The following is a 21706-nucleotide window of genomic DNA, read 5'->3' as shown; positions in this document are numbered from 1 at the left end:
TAACCGTTAAGTTTTGGCGGTTATAACACGACGCGAACGATTTCAATATCACTGAGTTCTTTGTACAGTGTTTCAACTTGCTCGATAGAGGTAGCTGTAATGGTTACCGAAACTGCGTTGTACGTACCTTTACCACTTGGAGTGATTTTAGGGCTGTAGCTACCAGGTGCGTGGCGTTGGATCACTTCCAAGATGAGATCTGGTAGTTCAGGCTTTGCGTAACCCATTACTTTGTAAGTAAATTGGCACGGGAACTCCAACAGGTCTTTTAGTTTTGGCTGCTCTTGCATGGTTGCGACTCCAAATGGAAATAGTGTAAATAAGGGCCATTTAAGGCGCGAATGTTACTTTGATTGAACTAAAAACTCAATATGAGGTTCCATTGCCTGTATTTCAAGCTAGCTATAGATAAAAAAGAAGCTGCTATAAAGCAGCTTCTTTTCAAATTAACTTAAGCTAAAACGCTTAGAACCAGCTCTTAAATAGCAGTACTAAATAGTCGATAAGTCGACTGAATAGGCCACCTTCATCAACACTTTCTAGAGCGAGCAGTGGGTATTCAGCGATGTCTTCACCATCGACTTGATAGAATACTCGACCTACAACATCGCCCTGTGCGATTGGCGCTTTGAGTTCTTTATCTAGAACAAAGCTTGCTTGTAGGTTCTTCGCTACGCCGCGTGGAAGCGTCACATAGGTATCTTCAGCTAGACCCAATTTAACGGTGTCTTGGCTACCCATCCAGATTTTCTCTTCAGCAAACACTTCGCCTTTTTTATGAGGAGCGACTGTCTCGAAGAAACGGAATCCATAGTTCAGCAGTTTTTTGCTTTCTGCTTTACGAGCATTAGCACTCTTAGTACCCATAACGACTGCAACAAGGCGCATTTGGCCTTCTGTGCCAGAGCTCACTAGGCTGTAACCTGCATTGCTAGTGTGGCCAGTCTTGATGCCATCAACGTTCATGCTCTTATCCCACAATAAACCATTACGGTTGTACTGAGTGATGCCGTTGTAGGTGAATTGCTTCTCTGCGTAGAGTGCATACTCATCAGGCACGTCACGGATAAGGGCTTTACCTAGTAGAGCCATGTCGTATGGAGTTGAATATAGGTCATCGTTATCAAGACCGTGGACGTTGGCAAAGTGTGAGTTATCCATACCTAGCGATTTTGCCCAAGCGTTCATGAGATCAACGAAGGCATCTTCAGAGCCTGCAACGTGCTCAGCCATTGCAACACAGGCATCGTTACCTGATTGAATGATGATGCCGTGGTTAAGCTCGTCAACCGTGACAGTTGTGCCCACTTCGATGAACATCTTTGATGAATCTGGGAAATTTTTCGCCCAAGCATTCTTGCTGATAACAACTTCATCATCTTTAGAGATATTGCCACGCTTTAGCTCTTGGCCAATAACATAGCTGGTCATCATCTTGGTTAAGCTTGCTGGATGAAGCTGAGTATTCATCTCTTTCTCAGCCAATACTTTGCCTGAGTTGTAATCCATCAGTACATAGCCTTTGGCTGCAATCTGTGGAGCATCCGGTAGCACGATAGGTGCGGCCTGAGAGGTTGCTGCAAAAGCAACTGAGGCAAACGCACTCGTTACGGCGAGAGATTTAAGTGATTGGGTGATAGTTTTCATCTTTTCCGTGTAATGTCCAAATTGAAGGCAAAACTTTTTGTATAGTAGCAGAATCAAAAGTCTAGACCAGAGAAACTACCATAATGCTTGCCAAAGTGTGAATTTTAATCCGCGCCCGATCTACTCAGGTTTATGCTTTTTAATAAAGGCGCTCGGATGTCCATTTTGTTGTAGTTTCTCTAGGAGCTGCTTAGCTTCGATGGCGTCAGCAATTGGACCAATAAAGATTCTATTGATGTCATCCTGTTTTTCTACATAACTTGGCTGCTCATACTCTTCAGTGAGTTTGTTGGACAGCTTCTTCGAATTGGTTGCATTTCCCAGGCTCGCTACTTGAATCACATAGCTTGGGTGAGCATCCGATTTTGTCTTGTTGCCAGCCTTTGGTTTAGCCGTAATAAACTCTATTTCGACATTCGCCACGCCAGTTTGCACTACTCCAAGTTTAGTAGCTGCCGCATAACTCAGGTCGATAATTCGCCCCTCATGAAATGGCCCTCTGTCGTTGACGCGAACAATGGCCGTTTTGCCATTGTCGACATTGGTGACTTTGACATAACTTGGAATAGGAAGATTTTTGTGAGCAGCACTCATGGAATACATGTCATAGGTTTCGCCATTTGAGGTCAAATGCCCATGAAATTTTTTGCCGTACCAAGAGGCCTTTCCCTTCTCTTTAAAACCCTCAGGGTTATTTATCACAGAATAGGATTTACCACGTACAGTGTAATCTTTGTTTCCACCTAGGCTATAAGGTTCGTAGCGTGGAGTCGCATCCTCGATATGGTTCAAGGAGATCGGTGAGTCGGGTGGGACATCTTGTGCTATTGCATAGCGATCTTTGTCCGATCCTGAACATCCAGCAATGATTGTCAGAGCTGCGCCCAATCCTAGGGTTTTCAATATTCGCATTAGTTTGCCTTCGAAAGCATTTTTCTATGAGTTTGGATGGACATCAATATGCCAAAGCCTGCCATTAAGGTCACCATTGAGGTGCCGCCATAACTGATTAATGGCAAGGGTACGCCCACTACGGGCAAAATCCCGCTCACCATACCAATATTTACAAAGATGTAAACGAAGAAGCTCAGTACCACACTACCTGCCATCATTCGACCAAAGGCCGACTGGGCCTGACTAGCTAGATACAAACCTCGACCAATAATGAAAAGATAGACAGTGAGCAAGAACATGACGCCAATCAGTCCCCACTCTTCGGCAATAACGGCAAAGATGAAGTCAGTATGGCGCTCCGGTAGGAACTCTAGTTGTGATTGGGTACCTTGCAGCCAACCTTTACCAGTTAAACCGCCAGAACCAATCGCAATCTTACTTTGGATAATATGATAGCCCGCACCTAGGGGATCAGACTCTGGATCAAACAGGGTTCTAACGCGCACCTTTTGGTATTCACGCATCAAGAAAAACCACAGTATCGGCACGAATGCCCCCACCGCTAGAGCGGCCGAGAGGATGATATTCCAGCTAATTCCCGCTAGGAAAATCACGAATATACCGGAAGCTGCTATCAGGATTGAGGTACCCAGATCTGGCTGTTTAGCGATCAATATTGTGGGCAACATAACCAAGATTAAGGAGGTTGCGAGAACCCTAAAGCTTGGCGGAAGAGGGCGATTACCTATGTATCTTGCGACCATAAGAGGTACAGCCAGTTTCATTAATTCAGAGGGTTGAAAGCGTACAAAGCCAAGATTAAGCCAACGTTGAGCTCCTTTTGATGCCTCACCAAAGAAGAGCACTCCTAATAATAGGATGAGCCCTCCAGTGAACAGCAATGGAGCGAGTGTCTCATAGGTCCTTGGGGTGATTTGAGCCATGATAACCATGACCCCTAGCGCTAATATCATGCGCATCATTTGACGTTCCATCATGGCGAGGTTTTGGCCACTGGCGCTGTACATGATCACCAGCGAACATCCCATCAGGATCAGAACCCCAAAGATCAAAGGAAGGTCAAGGTGCATGCGCTCAAATAGTGAGCGGTTTTTGCCTGTTTCAGGATCTAGTTTCATTCTTCAGGCTCGATATAGTCATAAGTTGGGTTTAACAAAATATGGTCAAAGATCTGTCTTGCCACTGGTGCACCATGAGTTGAACCGCCACCTGCATTCTCTAGAACTATGGTCAAAATTACCTGAGGATTATCGTATGGCGCGAATCCTGTGAACAGAGCGTGATCTCGCAAGTGTTCAGCTATCTCGTCAGCATCGTATTTTTCATCTTCCGCGAGTCCAAATACCTGTGCCGTTCCCGATTTACCAGCACTCTTATATTTCATGCCTGCAAATGCGCGGCGGGCAGTGCCTCGTTTACCATGGTTAACCAAGTACATGCCGTGCTTGGCAATGGTCCAGAATTCCTTCTTCACTCCTGTGATGGGTGGATAAAGCTCTGGCTGTTTAAACTCCTCCAAAGTGCCATTATGCTCAACTGGCTTGATGGTTGAGCGAAGGATCTGCGGTGCCATTACCTTGCCTTCATTGATCAATACCGAAGTAGCTTTAGCAATCTGCATTGGTGTTGCTGTCCAGTAACCTTGACCTATGCCGACAGGAATTGTGTCCCCTTGATACCAAGGTGCGTTATGTCTGGCACGCTTCCATTCACGTGTAGGCATGTTGGCTTTGCTTTCTTCATAGATATCGATGCCGGTGTAGTCACCAAAACCAAACTCTTGCATCCATTTAGAAATACGGTCGATGCCCAAGTCATAAGCTATTTGATAGAAGAAGGTATCCACCGACTCTTCGATCGCTTTATTAATATCAACTTCACCATGCCCCCAACGTAACCAGTCTCTAAACGGTCGAGTCTTGGAATTTGGAATACGCCAATATCCTGGGTCGTTACGTGTCGTGGTCGGGGTAATCACTTTTTCCTGTAACGCGGCCACTGCAATGAAGGGTTTTACTGTTGATGCAGGAGGGTAAATACCTAACGTGGCACGGTTTACCAGCGGGCGATTAATATCACTGAGTAGCGCTCTATAATCTTTGCCTGAAATGCCGTGAACAAAGGAGTTAGGGTCATAGCTAGGGCTAGATACCATAGCCAGTACCGCATCAGTATGAGGCTCAAGGATAACCGCGCTGCCTCGACGACCATCCAGAAGCTCGAACAAATAGCTTTGTAGCTTAATATCGATGTTAAGAACGATATCTTCACCCGGAGTAGGCGGTTCATATTTTAGGGTACGAATGACGCGGCCGCGGCTATTGACTTCAACCTCTTGGTAGCCCGGTTTACCGTGCAAGAGATCTTCGTAATACCGCTCGATGCCTAACTTACCAATATCATGTGTCGCTTGGTAATCTTGCACCTTATCTTCGCGGGTTAAGCGCTGTATGTCGCGATCATTGATACGGGAAACATAGCCGAGAACGTGGGTCAGGATCTCTCCATAAGGATAGAAGCGTTTTAGGGTAGCGTTGACTTCTACGCCCGGGAACTCATGCTGATGAACAGAGAAGATAGCGACCTGTTCTTCTGAAAGTTGTCCGAGTAATGGGACTGATTTAAAACGTCTAGAACGCTTACGATCTCGCTCAAATCGTTCTACTTGCTCTTCCGAAATAGCGGGCAGCAGTTGCTGAAGGCGAGAAATCGTCTCATCAAGGTTTGTGACCTTTTCAGGGGTGATTTCTAGGGAAAATACGGGTCTGTTCTCAGCTAAAACAATGCCATTTCTGTCGTAGATCAGGCCACGGTTGGGCGCGATAGGTACGACTTTGATACGATTATCGTTAGAGCGAGTTTGGTAGTCTTGAAACTGATTAACCTGAATATGGTACAGGTTAACGATAAGCAGACCGATGAGTACAAGGATGCCAATGAAGGCAACCAAAGCTCGGTTGCTAAAAAGGCGAGTCTCGAGTTTATGGTCTCTAAAGTGAGAGCGCTTACGCATCATGCTCTGTTACTCACGATGGTACGGGTGGTTCGCGTTAACGCTCCAAGCTCGATAAAGACTCTCTGCCATTACTACGCGCACCAAAGGGTGAGGAAGAGTCAAAGGAGAGAGTGACCAGCTTTGTTCTGCTGCCGCTTTACAGGCTGGCGCTAAACCCTCTGGGCCACCAATTAAGATGGATACATCTCGAGCGTCAAGTTTCCAGCGATCCAACTGTTTAGCCAGTTGTGGTGTATCCCAAGGCTTGCCTGGAATGTCTAAGGTTACAATACGGTTTCCCTTAGGTACCGCAGCCAGCATGGCTTCGCCTTCTTTTTGCAAGATGCGTGCAATATCGGCATTCTTGCCTCGTTTACCAGCAGTAATTTCAATGAGTTCTAGTGGCATGTCGTTGGGAAAACGACGCTTGTACTCATTAAAGCCTTCTTCTACCCATTTTGGCATTTTAGTGCCAACGGCAACGAGTTGGATCTTCACTGATTAACCCCAAAGTTTTTCTAGTTGGTAAAGCTCGCGATGTTCTTCTTGCATGACATGAACCATAGTAGAACCCATATCTACGACAACCCATTCACCTTCAAGTTCACCATCCATTCCTAGAGGCTCAATACCGATCTTTTTTGCTTCAATAGCAATATGGTCAGCGATAGAAGATACGTGGCGCTTAGACGTGCCTGTGCAAACCAGCATGTAATCAGTCACGCTTGATTTACCCTGAACGTCCAATGTCACGATCTTTTGTGCTTTCATATCGTCAGCTTTATCAGCTAAAAAGTCTTTTAATGCTTCGCCTTGCAATGCCGGCTCCTTAATAAATTTGTTTTGGTTCAAAAAAGTATACCATGCGTCGCTGTTAAGCGTTTCTCGGCATGCTCATATCGAGTGTTAACTGGGTAAGTATTGGCCATACACTGTTGTCGTAGTCCGTTTTCACGGTATGTTCTGCCTGAGCTAACGTACATACCATGCTATAGAGTGTTTTTGGCGTATGGCGGTTAAGGGCTGCTGTATAAAGCGGTCGCTTGTTGTTCCAAACGCGATATTGGTCAAACACTTGTTGTAGGCTCTTACTTGTGAGCTCTTGCTTATAGCTCATCAAGGTATTCAGTTCTTTTTGCAGTGTTCGCAGTAAGATCACCGCTTCAATACCTTCACCATGTAACTCACGCAGGATTCGTTGACTGCGTTTAGCCTTGCCTTCAAGCATGGCATCAATCCAGTTAAACGCCGTAAAGTGGTTATGCCTGCTCAAGGCTGATTCTATACGAACTAGGGTAAGTACACCGTCAGGGTAGAGTAAACAAAGCTTCTCTAAACTCTGACTCAGCGCTAATAGGTTCCCTTCATGCCATTGAGCCAGCATTTGCACCGCCTCAGTATCAGGCTTGAGCCCTAATTGATGGCAACGTTGAAGTACAAACTGAGGCAGTCGTTGAATATCGGGTGTGAGACAACTGACCCAAAGGCCATTGGAATTCAGCGCCTTAAACCACTTAGCGTTTTCTTGTGCTTTAGTTAGTTTACTTCCAGATACAATCAGAATGACATCAGGGTTGAGTACTTGATGAAGGTTAAGTAGTTCTTTGGTTATGGCTTGATTAGTGCCCGATTCAGGCAACTCTAGCTGTAGAATTTTCTTCTCAGCAAATAGACTCATCGAATTACAGGCATCAAAGACCTCATTCCAGTCGGTTTGAGCTGTAATAGAAAAGCGAAACACCTCACTAAAGCCTTCTGATTTGACTCTGTGCTCTATTTGGTCTCGAGATTCTTGAATGAGTAGGGGCTCACCACCAAACAGCAAATACACTGGGTGCAGTTGCCTTTGTAGTGTGTTGGCCAACTTGTCGGCAAAGATACGCATGCTTAGTCTCTACTTAGCAACGTCAGATTCAGAGTTCACTGTTGTGTCTTCTTCTGTGTTAGTTGCTTCAGAGCTGTTTGCTTCAGACGTATCTTCTGAATCGGTTTCTACACTCGCGTCTGGATTATCGGCTTCTGAGTTGCTGTCAGCCTCTGAAGTTGATGATGCGGGAGGCGCCGTTTGCAGCTCGACAGGTATTGTTGCCTGATCGTTTTTCTCGTATTCCGTCTGCAGACTAATCTGGTCGTCTTTTCTTTGAGAAGGGTCTTCAATCACGCCGTCTTCATTAACGAAGGTATCAAATGAGCCGTCATCGTTATCAAGGTCGGTGCGTAATCGCGCCAGCTGACGAATGATCTGTCTTGCGGCTTGCTTGCGCATCTCATCTTCAATCATGTCTCTTTCAACAGATTTTGCCAGTGCGGTTAACGGGTTATCGAGATAACTGCGGTTAACTTGGGTGCTGAATGTTCGTGTACCCACATCTGGAACCACGACACGGTAGCTTGCTCTTAGAGTCAGTTCTTTTTCCGCTGCACGACTGTTTTGATATAGGGAAAGGGTGCGTTCGCTAATACTCTCGGTAAGCAGGTGAATATTGGTGATATTCGCCGCTGGAGTAACAAGCTGTATGCCATTTTGTCTTAGTTCCGTTTTGACGTCTCGAGTGAACTGAGCATAGTCATCGTAGCTGGTCAAAGACATGGAACTGACTTCTTCTGGCACCAAGTAGCTGCCGCGAAAATGAAAACCACAGCCGCTCAGTAATGAGGCAATAAGTAGAGCAATAGCTAGGCGTAAATGAGAAAGGCGTGCAATTTGCATCAAAAGAATACTCTCTTAAGGAAGTTCGGTTCTTATCGTGCTTCTCTGGAACAAGGTCGTTTGCGACAAAAAAGCAGGATAAAAAACGAAAAGTGAGGGCTACATGATGTAACCCTCAGCTTTAAGCGTAGATTAGTTTGCTACAATATTCAGTAGCTTACCTGGTACATAGATCACTTTACGTACAGTTTTATCTTCGATGAACTTAACGACGTTCACATCGTTTAGACCCAGTTCTTCAACTTGCTCTTTCGATGCATCGGCAGCCACGGTTAGTTTTGCACGAAGTTTACCGTTTACTTGAACAACGATAGTTTTTTCGTCTTCAACTAGTGCTTTCTCATCAAACGTTGGCCATGTTGCCGAGTCTACGTTTGATTCACCTAATGCAATCCACATTTCGTAAGAGATGTGCGGAGTCATCGGGTAAAGCATACGAACTACCGCTTTTAGTGCCTCATCAAGGATCGCTCTGTCTTGAACTGATTCTTGAGGCGCTTTTGCTAGCTTGTTCATTAGTTCCATGATGGCAGCGATTGCAGTGTTGAACGTTTGGCGACGGCCAATATCGTCAGTCACTTTAGCAATGGTCTTGTGAACATCACGGCGTAGAGCTTTTTGGTCACCTGATAGTGCAGCAACATCAACAGATTCAGCAGCACCCTTAGATGAGTGTGCGTGAACCAGTTTCCAAACACGTTTCAAGAAGCGGTTTGCTCCTTCAACACCAGACTCTTGCCATTCAAGGGTCATATCGGCAGGAGAGGCAAACATCATGAACAGACGTACTGTATCAGCGCCGTACTTGTCGACCATCTCTTGCGGATCAATACCATTGTTCTTCGACTTAGACATCTTGATCATGCCTGAGTGTTCTACGTTACGACCTTGAGTGTCTACCGCGTTCTCGATGCGACCTTTACCATCACGCTCAACGGTTACATCCGTTGGTGCGATCCATTCTTTAGTGCCTTTCTCGTTGGTGTGGTAGAAGGCGTCAGCCAGAACCATACCTTGACAAAGAAGCTGCTTGAACGGCTCGTCAGAGGTCACGTAGCCTGCATCACGAAGCAATTTGTGGAAGAAGCGAGAGTACAGTAGGTGCATACATGCGTGCTCGATACCGCCCACGTACTGGTCTACAGGTAGCCAGTAGTTTGCTTTTTCTGGATCTAGGATATCGTCCGCTTGTGGTGAACAGTAGCGTGCGTAGTACCAAGATGACTCCATAAAGGTATCAAAGGTATCTGTTTCACGAAGTGCAGGCTCACCGTTGAATGTGGTTTTTGCCCACTCTTTGTCAGCTTTGATAGGGCTTGTTACGCCATCCATCACTACGTCTTCAGGTAAAATCACTGGTAGCTGGTCAGCAGGTACCGGATGAACTTCACCGTCTTCCGTCGTTACCATAGGGATTGGAGCACCCCAGTAACGCTGACGAGATACACCCCAGTCACGTAGACGGAAGTTTACTGTCTTAGTGCCTTTGCCTTCTGCTTCCAGTTTTGCTGCGATAGCATCAAAAGCTGCTTGGAACTCAAGGCCATCAAATTCGCCTGAATCAAACAGTACACCCTTCTCAGTGTATGCAACCTCTGAGATATCTAGCTCAGCGTCATCAGTTGGCTTGATTACTGGCACTATGTCTAGGCCGTATTTAGTCGCAAATTCGTAGTCACGTTGATCGTGAGCAGGAACTGCCATAACAGCGCCTGTGCCATAATCCATCAATACGAAGTTAGCAACGAATACAGGCACTTCACGGCCGTTCAATGGATGAATTGCGGTAAGGCCAGTCGCCATACCCTTCTTCTCCATTGTTGCAAGCTCAGCTTCAGCAACCTTGTTGTTTTTGCACTCTTCGATGAACGCAGCAAGCTCAGGGTTATTCTCTGCAGCGATTGCTGCTAGAGGGTGACCTGCAGCAATACCCACGTAAGTCACACCCATTAGGGTATCTGGACGCGTGGTGTAAACTTCTAGGTCTTGTTGACCCTTAACTTCGAACTTTAATTCAACGCCTTCAGAGCGACCGATCCAGTTGCGCTGCATGGTCTTAACCATTTCAGGCCAGCCATCGAGGTTATCTAGGTCATCTAGAAGCTCTTGAGCGTATTCAGTGATCTTAATAAACCACTGTGGGATCTCTTTTTGCTCTACTGGAGTATCACAACGCCAGCAGCAGCCATCTTCAACCTGCTCGTTAGCAAGAACAGTTTGGTCGTTTGGACACCAGTTTACTGAAGAGGTTTTCTTGTAAACCAAGCCTTTTTCATAAAGCTTAGTGAAGAAGCCTTGCTCCCAACGGTAGTACTCTGGAGTACAAGTCGCGAACTCGCGGTTCCAGTCGTAACCAAAGCCAAGAAGCTTAAGCTGGTTCTTCATGTACTCGATATTTTCGTATGTCCAAGGAGCCGGTGCAGTATTGTTCTTAACTGCAGCGTTCTCTGCTGGCAGGCCAAAAGCATCCCAACCAATAGGTTGCATCACGTTTTTGCCTTGCAGGCGCTGGAAGCGAGATACTACGTCACCAATGGTGTAGTTACGTACGTGGCCCATGTGTAGACGACCACTTGGGTACGGAAACATAGAAAGACAGTAGAATTTTTCTTTGTTTGGGTCTTCACTTACAACAAAGGTTTCATTGTTGTCCCAGTGCTGTTGAACTTTTTGTTCAATATCTTGCGGGTTGTATTGTTCTTGCATCGACGCTATCCATTTTCTTGGAAACTGTGAGAACGATTAAATCAGTTCGTTTTAGATCAGCATAGAATACCTAAAGGAGCTAAAAGCAACAACCACAAAGCAAGCTTTAAGCAATGTTAATTGCCATTAGGCAAAGGAGGGCATATGCCAAAACGTCAGGCGGGTTATGATGAGCTGTTATCCGATGTAGTAGAAACCTTAAAACACAGCCCAGATGAAATAAATAATGTGATTGCTAATTCAGAGAAGGTGGTTGAGGCTGCCAATGACATGACCAAAGACGAATTAGCCTTAGTTTCGGCGTATGTTAAGTCGGATCTGCAAGAATTTGCTAATAACTTTGAAGAGAGCAAGTCGGGGCCTTTTTACCTCATGATTGCAAATACGGTCTGGCAATCCCTGTTGGATATTACCGATAAAACAAAAGTCGAATGGGTTGAGTTTTTTCAAGATCTTGAGCACCAAGGGGTGTATAAGTCCGGCGAGATTATCGGCTTGGGTGTACTAATCTGCGAAAAATGTGGCCACCGAACTCAATATAATCACGCCACCGAGATTCAGGCGTGCCCTCAATGTGGGCATGATGAGTTTTCTAGGCAGCCACTAAAACCTTAGGATTCAAGACCCTAGTAATCTTGATCTAAGGTTACGTTCCAATTGGACTGCAGATCATTAGCTGTGATCTCTTCTGCGATGTCTTCACGAGTCGCAGTCGGAGTCCAAGTTAACCCGTAATAGAGTTGATGAGTACCGTAATCGTCCTCAATGGAACCCCTTAATAAGAAGGGCGCCACCAAAACGGTGTTTGGCTTTATGTTGACGCTTTGAGAAACCTTGCGTGTGATATGTTTTTTGCCATTTTTAAACTGTGTTCTGCGATGAGGGTAGCAACGTATTTCGGTAAGAAGTTGATAGCCAGTAGGCATATCATCGATGTAAAGATACCCTTCAAGGTCGCCATTATCGTTTCTTTTTCCGTTCGTTAGATACCCAGATTTATATTGGTCATCAAATTTCAGGTCAAATCGTCGGCAAGTGAATTTGTTCACACCGTCATAAGAGATGGAAAATGGTATAGCGACAGCGCCCATAGTATTCGAACTGTCTTGAGTATTTCCGGCACAACCACTTGTTGTTAGAAGTAAGATAGAAATAGGAAGAAGAGAGAAGTGTTCTTTCATTGCAAACCCTTGCTAGTTGATCTCTTTTCAAGCTAGCAAAGGCTTACCGTATTGAGTTTAGTGCTAATTAGTCTTTCGGCCGAGTTCTCATAGATAGGAACACAGAGAACAATAGGATACAGAAAACTGCGATATCTAGCGGTAACCCACCAAATTGAACGTAAGGGGTTTTACCGTTTGTCGGTACGACCTTCGCTCTTAGTACTGCTTCCTCAAACTGTGGAAGATCAGCGGTTATGTGACCTTTGTAATCCGTGACGGCGGTGACACCGTTGTTCGTTGCGCGAATCACGGGCATACCAAACTCTAAGGCTCTCATGCGAGCAATAGCCATGTGTTGAAGCGGGCCTATTGAGTCACCAAACCAAGCATCGTTAGATAGGGTCAAGATATAGTCAGTTTCGTCGGTGATATTATCTCGAAGCTGCTGGCCAAAGATAATCTCATAACATAGCGCTACCACCATATGCATGCCTTTGGCGACAATATTGTCTTGCACATAATCACCACGATCAAATGAAGACATCGGTAAATTAAAGAACGGCGCCAGAGGTCTTAAAAAGTCCTCGAGAGGCACAAACTCACCAAACGGCAACAGGTGATGCTTTTTATAGCGAGGCTGAGTGTCGTAGTTGTATTCACCTGATGGTGTCACTCCAACCGTTGTGACGCTGTTGTAATAGGTGTGACGCCCCTCTTGAGTCAGGACCCCAGTGATTACCGCTGAATCGTTCTGGCGAGCCGCTTTATCGAGATTGCTCATGAAAGAGGTGACTTCGTCTTCGAACGCAGGTATTGCCGCCTCAGGCCAGATGATAATATCCGCATCCCAGTTTTGGCGAGTATGGTCCATATACATCATTAGCGTTGGCCAGCGCTGGCTTGGTAGCCACTTTGTCTCTTGCTGAACATTGCCCTGAATAAGTGCCACTGTTTGTGCTCGACTTTCGTCAGGGGCTACCCAGTTGATGAAATGCGTTAATCCTGCAACGGCAAACAGTGCCACAGGAATCCACACTTGTTTCCAAGTACGGCGAGTAATAATCATGGCTAAGCTACTCGATATCGCCATCACCCACATGCTAATCAAGTCTACACCGCCGATAGGAGCTAATCCGGACAGTGGTGAGTCTATCTGTGTGTAACCTAGTAAAAGCCAAGGGAAGCCTGTTAGAGCCCAGCCACGTAACCAATCACAGATTATCCATAAAGCGGGGGTGACAAGTAGGGCATTAAACCAGTGCTTGTGTCCGTTAAATTTCGTATATAGGGCAGCAAACAGAGCCGAGTAGATCGAGAGATAACCAACCAGCAACGCCATGAGTAGCAGGCTGGCGGGTTTTGGCATGCCACCAAAGGTATCTATGCTGACATGCACCCAACTGATGCCTGTGGCAAATAGCCCTATGCCCCACAGGTAGCCTATTAAGGCAGAGAAGCGAGTTGATTGTCCCTTAAGTAAGAGAAGCAACAGCAATGGGCTGAGCAGAGCCAGGGGCCAAATTTGATATGGGGCGAAGGAAAGAGTTGTGCTGGCGCCAACAAAAGCGGCCGCAAGCGGCCGCATTAGGCGATGAGTCATCAATGATTTCATCTTAGTATTGAGTCTGTTTCTCTAGAGGGTTATACCTCGTCCGAGAGCAAGCGTGTTATTCGCCACTCTCTTTCTCAGACTCATTGTCTGGGACGGTAACCTGAAGTTGAATAATACGGCGATTATCTGCTGACGTGACCTTGAAGCTATACGCCTCGATCTCGACGATTTCGCCTCGACTAGGTAGATGACCAAATTGGGTCATGACCAAACCACCTACGGTATCCACTTCTTCATCGCTGAAGTTAGTGTCAAAGGTATCATTAAATTCTTCGATAGTCGTCAGAGCCCTGACAGCAAATGTATGTTTACTGAGCTGGCGGATCTCTAACTCTTCTTCGTCGTCAAACTCATCTTCAATCTCACCAACGATCTCTTCAAGAATATCCTCGATAGTGATCAGGCCAGATACACCACCAAACTCATCGACCACAATTGCCATATGGTAGCGCTCTTCGCGGAATTCCTTAAGTAGGCGATCCACACGCTTACTCTCTGGAACAACCACTGCAGGGCGTATGACTTGTTCGATATCGAAGGGTGCACTTTCCGAGCCTAGATATTTCAACAGGTCTTTAGCCAGCAAAATACCTTCAACGTGGTCCTTGTCCTCGCTGATAACAGGGTAACGGGAGTGTTGTGCGTCAGTGATAAGATTGATGAGCGCATCAAGATCGTCAGTGCGTTCTACCGTAACCATTTGCGAGCGAGGGATCATGATGTCACGAACTTTCTGCTCAGCAATTTCCATCACACCCTCAAGCATATCTCGAGTGTCATGGTCGATTAGGTCGTTTTCTTCCGAATCACGGATGACATCGACGAGTTCTTGGCGGTCTTTAGGGTCCACTTGGAAAAGTTGACCTAGACGTTCGAAGAAGGATTTCCTACTCGGACCTTCTGATTTTTCCTTTGAGCCCTCTTTAGAGGGCGAGTTGTCTTCGCTGTTCATTGCTTCTCAATGGTTAACGCTATCAAATGTGTAATAGCTCACTGTATCTTTATATTGGGATTACTGCTTTTCTGCAAGGTAAGGATCGTCAAAACCTAACCCTTGCATAATTTCAGTTTCTAGAGATTCCATCTCTTCGGCTTCTTCGTCCTGAATATGGTCGTAGCCAAGCAGGTGTAAGCTGCCGTGCACCACCATATGAGCCCAATGTGCAGTCAGAGGTTTTTGCTGCGCAGCGGCTTCATCTTCAACCACTTGCTTGCAAATGACAAGATCCCCTAGCAAATTTATTTCTACGCCGGGAGGAGCCTCAAATGGGAAAGACAACACGTTGGTTGGCTTATCTTTACCACGATAATCGTGATTAAGCTGGTGGCTCTCTTCAGAATCCACTATACGAATAGTGAGTTCTGAGTCAGGCTGAAATTGCGTTAACGTGTAATCAAGCCAAGACTGAAAGTCTTGTTCTGAAGGTAACTGGCTGTCGTTTTCAACAGCCAGTTGTAGGTCCAGGTAAATGGCCATTATTTACTCACAAGTTGTGATTGTTGCTGAGTTTGAAGTGCAGCGTCAGCGACAAGTTTAGCTTCACGCTCTTCGCGTTCTTGACGACGACGTTGTTCAATCGCTTTCTTTTCTTTTTGGTCTTGAACTTCCCACTTCTCATAGGCGTTAACGATACGTGCTACTACTGGGTGTCGCACAACATCATCCGCTAAGAAGAAGTTGAAGCTGATATCGTCCACTTCAGAAAGTACTTCGATAGCGTGGCGTAAGCCAGATTTAGCACCACGAGGTAAATCTATTTGGGTAACGTCACCTGTGATAACAGCTCGCGAGTTAAAGCCGATACGCGTTAAGAACATCTTCATCTGCTCGATGGTGGTGTTCTGGCTCTCATCCAAAATAATAAATGCGTCGTTCAAAGTACGGCCACGCATATAGGCAAGAGGCGCAACTTCGATAACGTTACGTTCAATCAACTTTTCAACACGCTCAAAACCTAACATTTCAAACAGTGCATCATAAAGAGGGCGAAGGTAAGGGTCGACCTTTTGGCTGAGATCGCCAGGCAAGAAACCCAGCTTTTCACCGGCTTCTACCGCAGGGCGAGTCAATAAGATACGTCTGATCTCTTGGCGCTCAAGTGCGTCGACGGCAGCTGCAACGGCTAGGTAAGTTTTACCAGTACCAGCGGGGCCAACACCAAAGGTGATATCGTGGGTGACCATGTTCATCAGGTATTGGGCCTGGTTTGGCGTGCGAGGTTTAATCACACCCTTTTTAGTCTTAATAAACACTTCTTTGCCGTGCGAGAACTCAGCTTCGGCAGCTTGCTCAAGGACGCCACTTTCTTTCACTTCTAGATGGATTTGCTCTGGCTCTATATCAGGGATATTGCCACGAACAGGCGCAGTTTGAACGTAAAGTCTTTTAACGATATCGAGTGCCGCAGAGGCGGTATGAGGTTGGCCCACGATGGAGAAGTGGTTACCACGATAGTTGATTTCAACGCCAAGGCGACGTTCTAGGTGCTTGATGTTGTCATCAAAAGGGCCACAAAGGCTAGAAAGACGGTGATTATTTGCTGGTTCTAGATCGATCTCTAGGGTAACAATTTTATTGCTCAATGGTGCCTCGCATTTACTGTACTGAAAGAGTCCTTGTGGACTCTTTCAGTATAGCTGTATGTTACTTTAAGGTGTAAATGTCGCTACACCTAATTCATCTTCCTTGCGTGTCTTAGTCATCATCTCAGTTGGAGAGACAGCGATACGAAGGTCCATTTCTGATTCTGTGCGAACAAGTTCGCCACGTAAAGAGTTAGCGAACACGTCTGTGATTTTTACATCAACGAATTGGCCAATTAGGTCAGCATTACCTTCAAAGTTCACTACGCGGTTGTTTTCTGTACGTGCGCGAAGCTCCATCAGATCTTTCTTCGATGGGCCTTCTACCAGTACGCGTTGCACTGTACCTAGCATTTGACGAGAGTAACGCATCGCTTGTGCGTTAACCGTTTGCTGTAGCTCGTACAAACGCTCTTTCTTCTCTTGCTCTGTCAGATCACATGGGTAATCTGCTGCTGGCGTACCAGGGCGAGGAGAGAAGACAAAGCTGAAGCTCATGTCGAAATCAACGTCACGGATGATCTTCATTGTGTCTTGGAAGTCTTGGTCAGACTCACCAGGGAAGCCAACAATAAAGTCTGAGCTGATCTGGATATCAGGACGAGCTTTACGCAGTTTACGAATAATCGACTTGTATTCGATTGCGGTATGAGGACGCTTCATCATAGTCAGGATACGGTCTGAACCGCTTTGCACTGGTAGGTGCAAGAAGCTAACTAGCTCTGGAGTGTCTTCGTATACTGCAATGATGTCATCAGTAAACTCAAGCGGGTGGCTTGTAGTAAAGCGAATGCGGTCAATACCATCAATTGAGGCTACTAGGCGCAGTAGGTTTGCAAACGAACAGATGTCACCATCGTACGTTGGACCACGGTATGCATTTACGTTTTGGCCAAGAAGGTTGACTTCGCGTACACCTTGCTCAGCAAGTTGTGCGATTTCAAATAGAACATCGTCCATCGGACGGCTAACTTCTTCACCACGAGTGTAGGGTACAACACAGTATGTGCAGTATTTAGAACAGCCTTCCATAATAGAAACGAACGCTGTTGCACCTTCAGCGCGAGGCTCAGGTAAGTTGTCAAACTTTTCGATCTCAGGGAAAGAGATGTCCATAACAGGGGCATCATCGCTTTGAGATTGTTTGATCATCTCTGGAAGACGGTGCAGTGTTTGCGGGCCAAAGATAACATCAACGTAAGGTGCACGTTGACGAATATGGTCGCCTTCTTGAGTCGCAACACAACCACCAACACCGATGACTACGCCTGGTTTAGTGTCTTTTAAAGTCTTCCAACGGCCAAGCTGGTGGAACACTTTTTCTTGTGCTTTTTCACGAATAGAGCAGGTATTTAGTAGTAATACATCCGCTTCTTTAGGATCTTCTGTTAGCTCAAATCCGTTGGCGGCATTAAGCAGGTCAGCCATCTTTGATGAATCGTATTCGTTCATCTGGCAACCCCAGGTCTTGATCAGAAGTTTCTTACTCATTGCATTCACACTCGTGTTAATTAATCACTTTTCAACTGGCTATATTGCTCAGTATTTCACCACGCATAGTCGTGGCGAGCCGCGTATTGTACTGACTAAATGATGCTATGACTAGCTTTCAAGCTTAAATTTCATCCGTTGCAGGGTAAGGCATTGTTTGTATTGAGCTGCTTTTTTGTAGATTTAATCCAAACTGGGGAGGTAACAACAAATAAACTTAAGGGGGAGAGATTAGAGCATGAATAAATTGAGTCCTCGTACAGGCATTGCTGAGCGCTTTTAAGTACAATTAATCAAAAGGCATAAACAAATGTTATTTAAGGATAAAGGGTGGCACACATGCATTTTGATGTAGCAGTGATAGGCGGTGGCATGGTTGGCGCCGCAACAGCGCTCGGGCTGGCAAAGCAAGGTAAACGAGTTGCGATTGTCGAGGGCTACCAACCTAAGTCTTTTGAATCTTCTCAAGACTTGGATATCCGAATCTCAGCCATATCAAAAAGCTCCGTTGACCTTCTAGAGCAACTGGGTGCTTGGCCCCATATCCAAAGTAAGAGGGTTTATCCCTACTCAGGCTTGGAAACGTGGGAACTTGAAAATTGCTGTACACGCTTTGATGCGGCTGATCTTGATTTGCCTCTGCTGGGTTATATGGTTGAGAATCGTGTTTTGCAGTTGGGGATCTGGGAGGCTCTGAGCGATGACTCGAACGTGAGCTTTTACTGCCCGGACTCTTTGGTGAGTATGACGACAAATGAACAGGGTAAGCACTTAGAGCTGTCGTCTGGGGATGTATTGAGCGCCAGCTTAGTGGTTGGAGCGGATGGTGCAAACTCAAAGGTGAGACAAATCGCTGGAATTGGCGTGACAGCCTGGGATTACCGACAAGATTGTATGCTGATCAATGTGGATACAGATTGCCTTGATGTCGATGTGACTTGGCAGTGGTTTACTCCTAGTGGCCCAAGGTCGTACTTGCCGATGGGCGAGGGCAAAGGTTGCCTAGTTTGGTATGACTCACCGCAGCGCATTAAGCAGCTTGCTCAATTAAGTGTTGCAGAATTACAAGCTGAGATAGAGCGATGCTTCCCTAAGAGAGTTGGCCATGTAACGGTAAAAGATTCGGCTTCATTTCCTTTGAAACGTCGCCATGCCCAACACTACTGTAAAGAAGGGGTTGTGTTGGTGGGAGACTCCGCCCATACCATCAATCCATTGGCGGGACAGGGTGTTAATCTAGGCTTTAAAGATGTTACTGCATTGCTGACAACATTGAGTGGTGGCGATTATTCTTTGGATAATCTTGAACAATATCAGCAACTAAGAAAAACAGATAATTTGATAATGCAAACGGCTATGGATGTATTCTATGTGGGCTTTAGCAATAATCTAGGACCAGTAAAGATGCTAAGAAATGTTGGGCTTAAACTGGCTGACAGTGCAGGCCCTCTTAAGCATCAAGCATTGAAGTATGCCTTAGGGTTATAGCGTTTTTAATTATTAGAACGGAAAGGGCGCAGATAGCATGATGTTGTCTGCGCCCTTTTTATATGAGATGACTTTTCTACAGGCAATAAAAAACCCGTCTAAAAGACGGGTTCTCTATATGATGGTGCGGAAGGAGAGACTTGAACTCTCACACCTTGCGGCGCCAGAACCTAAATCTGGTGCGTCTACCAATTCCGCCACTTCCGCATCAATTCTGTGGTTAAGGAGACGATTGGTGAATCTCAATAACGTTGTAATAGTGGCTGGGCTACTTAGAGCCGAACCAGGGGGAATAACGAGGCATCAAATGCTTTGTCTCACCCTTGTATTAGTGGCTGGGCTACCTGGATTCGAACCAGGGAATGCTGGCATCAAAAGCCAGTGCCTTACCGCTTGGCGATAGCCCAACAGAGAAAGTTCCATGAACTCAATCTTAAATAATGGTGCGGAAGGAGAGACTTGAACTCTCACACCTTGCGGCGCCAGAACCTAAATCTGGTGCGTCTACCAATTCCGCCACTTCCGCATCAATTTTGTAGTCTTAGTCGATGATTGGTGAATCAACTAGACGTTGTGTGCTCTTTTACTAAGAGCGTCCACTTAAATAGTGGCTGGGCTACTTAGAGCCGAACCAGGGGGAATAACGAGGCATCAAATGCTTTGTCTCACCCTTATTGTAGTGGCTGGGCTACCTGGATTCGAACCAGGGAATGCTGGCATCAAAAGCCAGTGCCTTACCGCTTGGCGATAGCCCAACAGAGAAAGTTCTAAGAACTCAATCTTAAATAATGGTGCGGAAGGAGAGACTTGAACTCTCACACCTTGCGGCGCCAGAACCTAAATCTGGTGCGTCTACCAATTCCGCCACTTCCGCAACAATCTTGTAGTCTTAGTCGATGATTGGTAAATCAACTAGACGTTGTAAATGGTGGCTACTGCGGGATTTGAACCTGCGACCCCATCATTATGAGTGATGTGCTCTAACCAGCTGAGCTAAGTAGCCACTCTGTTTTAGAGATAACGTGATCTCTAAATTAAATATGGTGCGGAAGGAGAGACTTGAACTCTCACACCTTGCGGCGCCAGAACCTAAATCTGGTGCGTCTACCAATTCCGCCACTTCCGCATCAATTTTGTAGTCTTAGTCGATGATTGGTGAATCAACTAGACGTTGTGTGCTCTTTTACTAAGAGCGTCCACTTAAATAGTGGCTGGGCTACTTAGAGCCGAACCAGGGGGAATAACGAGGCATCAAATGCTTTGTCTCACCCTTATTGTAGTGGCTGGGCTACCTGGATTCGAACCAGGGAATGCTGGCATCAAAAGCCAGTGCCTTACCGCTTGGCGATAGCCCAACAGAGAAAGTTCTATGAACTCAATCTTAAATAATGGTGCGGAAGGAGAGACTTGAACTCTCACACCTTGCGGCGCCAGAACCTAAATCTGGTGCGTCTACCAATTCCGCCACTTCCGCATCAATTTTGTGGTTAGAGAGATGATTGGTGAATCTCAATAACGTTGTGTGCTCTTTTTACTAAGAGCTACCACTTTAAATAGTGGCTGGGCTACCTGGATTCGAACCAGGGAATGCTGGCATCAAAAGCCAGTGCCTTACCGCTTGGCGATAGCCCAACAGAGAAAGTTCCATGAACTCAATCTTAAATAATGGTGCGGAAGGAGAGACTTGAACTCTCACACCTTGCGGCGCCAGAACCTAAATCTGGTGCGTCTACCAATTCCGCCACTTCCGCATCGCTTTGTTTTATCTCTAAGCAAGAGTTTAGTCTTAGTCGATGATTGGTAAAATCAACCAGACGTTGTATATGGTGGCTACTGCGGGATTTGAACCTGCGACCCCATCATTATGAGTGATGTGCTCTAACCAGCTGAGCTAAGTAGCCACTTTAATTTTGAGCGAGAGAGGATAAACTAATCTCGCTTTATTTCCAATGATTTTTTAATAAAATCACGAAATAAAATGTGGCTGGGCTACCTGGATTCGAACCAGGGAATGCCGGCATCAAAAGCCGGTGCCTTACCGCTTGGCGATAGCCCAACTAAATATGGTGCGGAAGGAGAGACTTGAACTCTCACACCTTGCGGCGCCAGAACCTAAATCTGGTGCGTCTACCAATTCCGCCACTTCCGCATATTTCCTAATAACTCTCAAAAAGAAAGCATTTAGGAAATGGTGGCTACTGCGGGATTTGAACCTGCGACCCCATCATTATGAGTGATGTGCTCTAACCAGCTGAGCTAAGTAGCCATTACCATATTGTCTTTCTCAACGCTGTTAGACAGTGTCGAGAACGGAGCGCATTATGCGTATATCCCCGGAAACCGTCAATAGTTTTTTTGAAGATTTTGTCACTTATAGCGCGTTCGAACTTTTTTTA

The 21706-nt window shown here is 45.9% G+C and carries 17 protein-coding genes, 15 tRNA genes and 1 pseudogene; 2 read left to right on the top strand and 31 right to left on the bottom strand.

The window, feature by feature from the left end; all coding sequences use genetic code 11:
- Window positions 1–20: 20 nt before the first annotated feature.
- The 10 genes and pseudogenes from ybeD to leuS all read right to left on the bottom strand — a co-directional run bounded on the left by ybeD (window position 21) and on the right by leuS (window position 10973).
- Window positions 21–290 carry a DUF493 family protein YbeD gene (gene ybeD, locus OCU35_RS10035; RefSeq protein WP_017029159.1) on the bottom strand — a complete coding sequence of 90 codons (270 nt, stop codon included), beginning with the start codon at window positions 288–290 and terminating at the stop codon, window positions 21–23.
- 175 nt (window positions 291–465) lie between these two features.
- Entirely contained in the window at window positions 466–1647 is a 1182-nt protein-coding gene (locus OCU35_RS10030) for a serine hydrolase (protein ID WP_102550588.1), read from the bottom strand.
- Between the two features lie 120 nt (window positions 1648–1767).
- Window positions 1768–2559 carry a septal ring lytic transglycosylase RlpA family protein gene (locus tag OCU35_RS10025; protein WP_261825294.1) on the bottom strand — a complete coding sequence of 264 codons (792 nt, stop codon included), beginning with the start codon at window positions 2557–2559 and terminating at the stop codon, window positions 1768–1770.
- Window positions 2559–3680, bottom strand: coding sequence for a rod shape-determining protein RodA (gene rodA / locus OCU35_RS10020; protein ID WP_017029162.1), 1122 nt, complete (start codon window positions 3678–3680; stop codon window positions 2559–2561). The genes OCU35_RS10025 and rodA overlap by 1 nt, the downstream gene beginning before the upstream one ends.
- The gene (mrdA, locus tag OCU35_RS10015) at window positions 3677–5578 is read right to left on the bottom strand and encodes a penicillin-binding protein 2 (RefSeq protein ID WP_261825293.1); all 1902 of its coding nucleotides are present in this window, start codon (window positions 5576–5578) and stop codon (window positions 3677–3679) included. The genes rodA and mrdA overlap by 4 nt, the downstream gene beginning before the upstream one ends.
- A 6-nt stretch (window positions 5579–5584) precedes the next feature.
- Window positions 5585–6055 carry a 23S rRNA (pseudouridine(1915)-N(3))-methyltransferase RlmH gene (gene rlmH, locus OCU35_RS10010; RefSeq protein WP_017029164.1) on the bottom strand — a complete coding sequence of 157 codons (471 nt, stop codon included), beginning with the start codon at window positions 6053–6055 and terminating at the stop codon, window positions 5585–5587.
- A gap of 3 nt (window positions 6056–6058) precedes the next feature.
- Window positions 6059–6376 carry a ribosome silencing factor gene (rsfS, locus tag OCU35_RS10005; protein ID WP_017029165.1) on the bottom strand — a complete coding sequence of 106 codons (318 nt, stop codon included), beginning with the start codon at window positions 6374–6376 and terminating at the stop codon, window positions 6059–6061.
- 55 nt (window positions 6377–6431) lie between these two features.
- Window positions 6432–7442: a DNA polymerase III subunit delta gene (gene holA, locus OCU35_RS10000; RefSeq protein ID WP_261825292.1), complete on the bottom strand. Its 1011-nt coding sequence runs from the start codon at window positions 7440–7442 to the stop codon at window positions 6432–6434.
- A gap of 321 nt (window positions 7443–7763) precedes the next feature.
- Window positions 7764–8267, bottom strand: a pseudogene (locus OCU35_RS09995) (LPS-assembly lipoprotein LptE); the annotation flags it as partial.
- A 132-nt stretch (window positions 8268–8399) separates the two neighbouring features.
- Window positions 8400–10973, bottom strand: a complete 2574-nt coding sequence (gene leuS, locus OCU35_RS09990; protein ID WP_102322408.1) for a leucine--tRNA ligase — start codon at window positions 10971–10973, stop codon at window positions 8400–8402.
- A gap of 144 nt (window positions 10974–11117) precedes the next feature.
- Between leuS and OCU35_RS09985 the strand changes: the two genes are divergently transcribed.
- Window positions 11118–11588 carry a zinc ribbon-containing protein gene (locus tag OCU35_RS09985; protein WP_017031150.1) on the top strand — a complete coding sequence of 157 codons (471 nt, stop codon included), beginning with the start codon at window positions 11118–11120 and terminating at the stop codon, window positions 11586–11588.
- Between the two features lie 11 nt (window positions 11589–11599).
- On the opposite strand, the gene OCU35_RS09980 is transcribed toward OCU35_RS09985, so the two are convergent.
- From OCU35_RS09980 to miaB, 6 genes are all read right to left on the bottom strand, one after another.
- A complete protein-coding gene (locus tag OCU35_RS09980; protein ID WP_102329706.1) occupies window positions 11600–12154 on the bottom strand; it encodes a hypothetical protein in 555 nt (184 codons plus the stop codon).
- A 67-nt stretch (window positions 12155–12221) separates the two neighbouring features.
- Window positions 12222–13748, bottom strand: a complete 1527-nt coding sequence (gene lnt, locus OCU35_RS09975) for an apolipoprotein N-acyltransferase (RefSeq protein ID WP_261825291.1) — start codon at window positions 13746–13748, stop codon at window positions 12222–12224.
- Window positions 13749–13803: 55 nt separating this feature from the next.
- The gene (gene corC / locus OCU35_RS09970; protein WP_017243017.1) at window positions 13804–14700 is read right to left on the bottom strand and encodes a CNNM family magnesium/cobalt transport protein CorC; all 897 of its coding nucleotides are present in this window, start codon (window positions 14698–14700) and stop codon (window positions 13804–13806) included.
- Window positions 14701–14760: 60 nt separating this feature from the next.
- Window positions 14761–15225, bottom strand: coding sequence for an rRNA maturation RNase YbeY (ybeY, locus tag OCU35_RS09965; protein ID WP_017243016.1), 465 nt, complete (start codon window positions 15223–15225; stop codon window positions 14761–14763).
- Window positions 15225–16331 (bottom strand): PhoH family protein, encoded by a 1107-nt coding sequence (locus OCU35_RS09960; protein ID WP_017243015.1) that lies wholly within the window; start codon window positions 16329–16331, stop codon window positions 15225–15227. The genes ybeY and OCU35_RS09960 overlap by 1 nt, the downstream gene beginning before the upstream one ends.
- A gap of 66 nt (window positions 16332–16397) precedes the next feature.
- Window positions 16398–17822 (bottom strand): tRNA (N6-isopentenyl adenosine(37)-C2)-methylthiotransferase MiaB, encoded by a 1425-nt coding sequence (miaB, locus tag OCU35_RS09955; protein ID WP_017243014.1) that lies wholly within the window; start codon window positions 17820–17822, stop codon window positions 16398–16400.
- 330 nt (window positions 17823–18152) lie between these two features.
- Here miaB and OCU35_RS09950 point away from each other — a divergent pair, with 330 nt between their 5' ends.
- A complete protein-coding gene (locus OCU35_RS09950) occupies window positions 18153–19310 on the top strand; it encodes an FAD-dependent oxidoreductase (RefSeq protein ID WP_102427597.1) in 1158 nt (385 codons plus the stop codon).
- A gap of 122 nt (window positions 19311–19432) precedes the next feature.
- Here OCU35_RS09950 and OCU35_RS09945 read toward each other — a convergent pair.
- The 15 genes from OCU35_RS09945 to OCU35_RS09875 all read right to left on the bottom strand — a co-directional run bounded on the left by OCU35_RS09945 (window position 19433) and on the right by OCU35_RS09875 (window position 21576).
- A tRNA-Leu gene (locus OCU35_RS09945) sits at window positions 19433–19517 on the bottom strand.
- Window positions 19518–19642: 125 nt separating this feature from the next.
- Window positions 19643–19717 (bottom strand) — tRNA-Gln (locus OCU35_RS09940).
- Window positions 19718–19751: 34 nt separating this feature from the next.
- Window positions 19752–19836: transfer RNA gene (locus tag OCU35_RS09935), tRNA-Leu, on the bottom strand.
- A 154-nt stretch (window positions 19837–19990) separates the two neighbouring features.
- Window positions 19991–20065: transfer RNA gene (locus OCU35_RS09930), tRNA-Gln, on the bottom strand.
- A gap of 34 nt (window positions 20066–20099) precedes the next feature.
- Window positions 20100–20184: transfer RNA gene (locus tag OCU35_RS09925), tRNA-Leu, on the bottom strand.
- 52 nt (window positions 20185–20236) lie between these two features.
- Window positions 20237–20313: transfer RNA gene (locus tag OCU35_RS09920), tRNA-Met, on the bottom strand.
- Window positions 20314–20351: 38 nt separating this feature from the next.
- A tRNA-Leu gene (locus OCU35_RS09915) sits at window positions 20352–20436 on the bottom strand.
- 154 nt (window positions 20437–20590) lie between these two features.
- Window positions 20591–20665, bottom strand: a tRNA-Gln gene (locus OCU35_RS09910).
- Between the two features lie 34 nt (window positions 20666–20699).
- A tRNA-Leu gene (locus OCU35_RS09905) sits at window positions 20700–20784 on the bottom strand.
- An 83-nt stretch (window positions 20785–20867) separates the two neighbouring features.
- A tRNA-Gln gene (locus OCU35_RS09900) sits at window positions 20868–20942 on the bottom strand.
- 34 nt (window positions 20943–20976) lie between these two features.
- Window positions 20977–21061: transfer RNA gene (locus tag OCU35_RS09895), tRNA-Leu, on the bottom strand.
- Window positions 21062–21134: 73 nt separating this feature from the next.
- Window positions 21135–21211, bottom strand: a tRNA-Met gene (locus OCU35_RS09890).
- Between the two features lie 80 nt (window positions 21212–21291).
- A tRNA-Gln gene (locus OCU35_RS09885) sits at window positions 21292–21366 on the bottom strand.
- Window positions 21367–21374: 8 nt separating this feature from the next.
- Window positions 21375–21459: transfer RNA gene (locus OCU35_RS09880), tRNA-Leu, on the bottom strand.
- A gap of 40 nt (window positions 21460–21499) precedes the next feature.
- Window positions 21500–21576, bottom strand: a tRNA-Met gene (locus tag OCU35_RS09875).
- Between the last annotated feature and the right edge of the window lie 130 nt (window positions 21577–21706).

It is taken from the genome of Vibrio breoganii, from assembly GCF_024346795.1.
GTDB classification, from domain to species: Bacteria; Pseudomonadota; Gammaproteobacteria; order Enterobacterales; family Vibrionaceae; genus Vibrio; species Vibrio breoganii.
Note: the sequence above shows the minus strand (reverse complement) of the source record. Positions and strands in the feature narration are given on the sequence as shown.

Bases quoted from the DNA above. Each gene is read 5' to 3' on its own strand.
- ybeD (WP_017029159.1), bottom strand. From the start codon at position 290: ATGCAAGAGCAGCCAAAACTAAAAGACCTGTTGGAGTTCCCGTGCCAA.
- OCU35_RS10030 (WP_102550588.1), bottom strand. From the start codon at position 1,647: ATGAAAACTATCACCCAATCACTTAAATCTCTCGCCGTAACGAGTGCG.
- OCU35_RS10025 (WP_261825294.1), bottom strand. From the start codon at position 2,559: ATGCGAATATTGAAAACCCTAGGATTGGGCGCAGCTCTGACAATCATT.
- rodA (WP_017029162.1), bottom strand. From the start codon at position 3,680: ATGAAACTAGATCCTGAAACAGGCAAAAACCGCTCACTATTTGAGCGC.
- mrdA (WP_261825293.1), bottom strand. From the start codon at position 5,578: ATGATGCGTAAGCGCTCTCACTTTAGAGACCATAAACTCGAGACTCGC.
- holA (WP_261825292.1), bottom strand. From the start codon at position 7,442: ATGCGTATCTTTGCCGACAAGTTGGCCAACACACTACAAAGGCAACTG.
- leuS (WP_102322408.1), bottom strand. From the start codon at position 10,973: ATGCAAGAACAATACAACCCGCAAGATATTGAACAAAAAGTTCAACAG.
- OCU35_RS09985 (WP_017031150.1), top strand. From the start codon at position 11,118: ATGCCAAAACGTCAGGCGGGTTATGATGAGCTGTTATCCGATGTAGTA.
- OCU35_RS09980 (WP_102329706.1), bottom strand. From the start codon at position 12,154: ATGAAAGAACACTTCTCTCTTCTTCCTATTTCTATCTTACTTCTAACA.
- lnt (WP_261825291.1), bottom strand. From the start codon at position 13,748: ATGAAATCATTGATGACTCATCGCCTAATGCGGCCGCTTGCGGCCGCT.
- corC (WP_017243017.1), bottom strand. From the start codon at position 14,700: ATGAACAGCGAAGACAACTCGCCCTCTAAAGAGGGCTCAAAGGAAAAA.
- ybeY (WP_017243016.1), bottom strand. From the start codon at position 15,225: ATGGCCATTTACCTGGACCTACAACTGGCTGTTGAAAACGACAGCCAG.
- miaB (WP_017243014.1), bottom strand. From the start codon at position 17,822: ATGAGTAAGAAACTTCTGATCAAGACCTGGGGTTGCCAGATGAACGAA.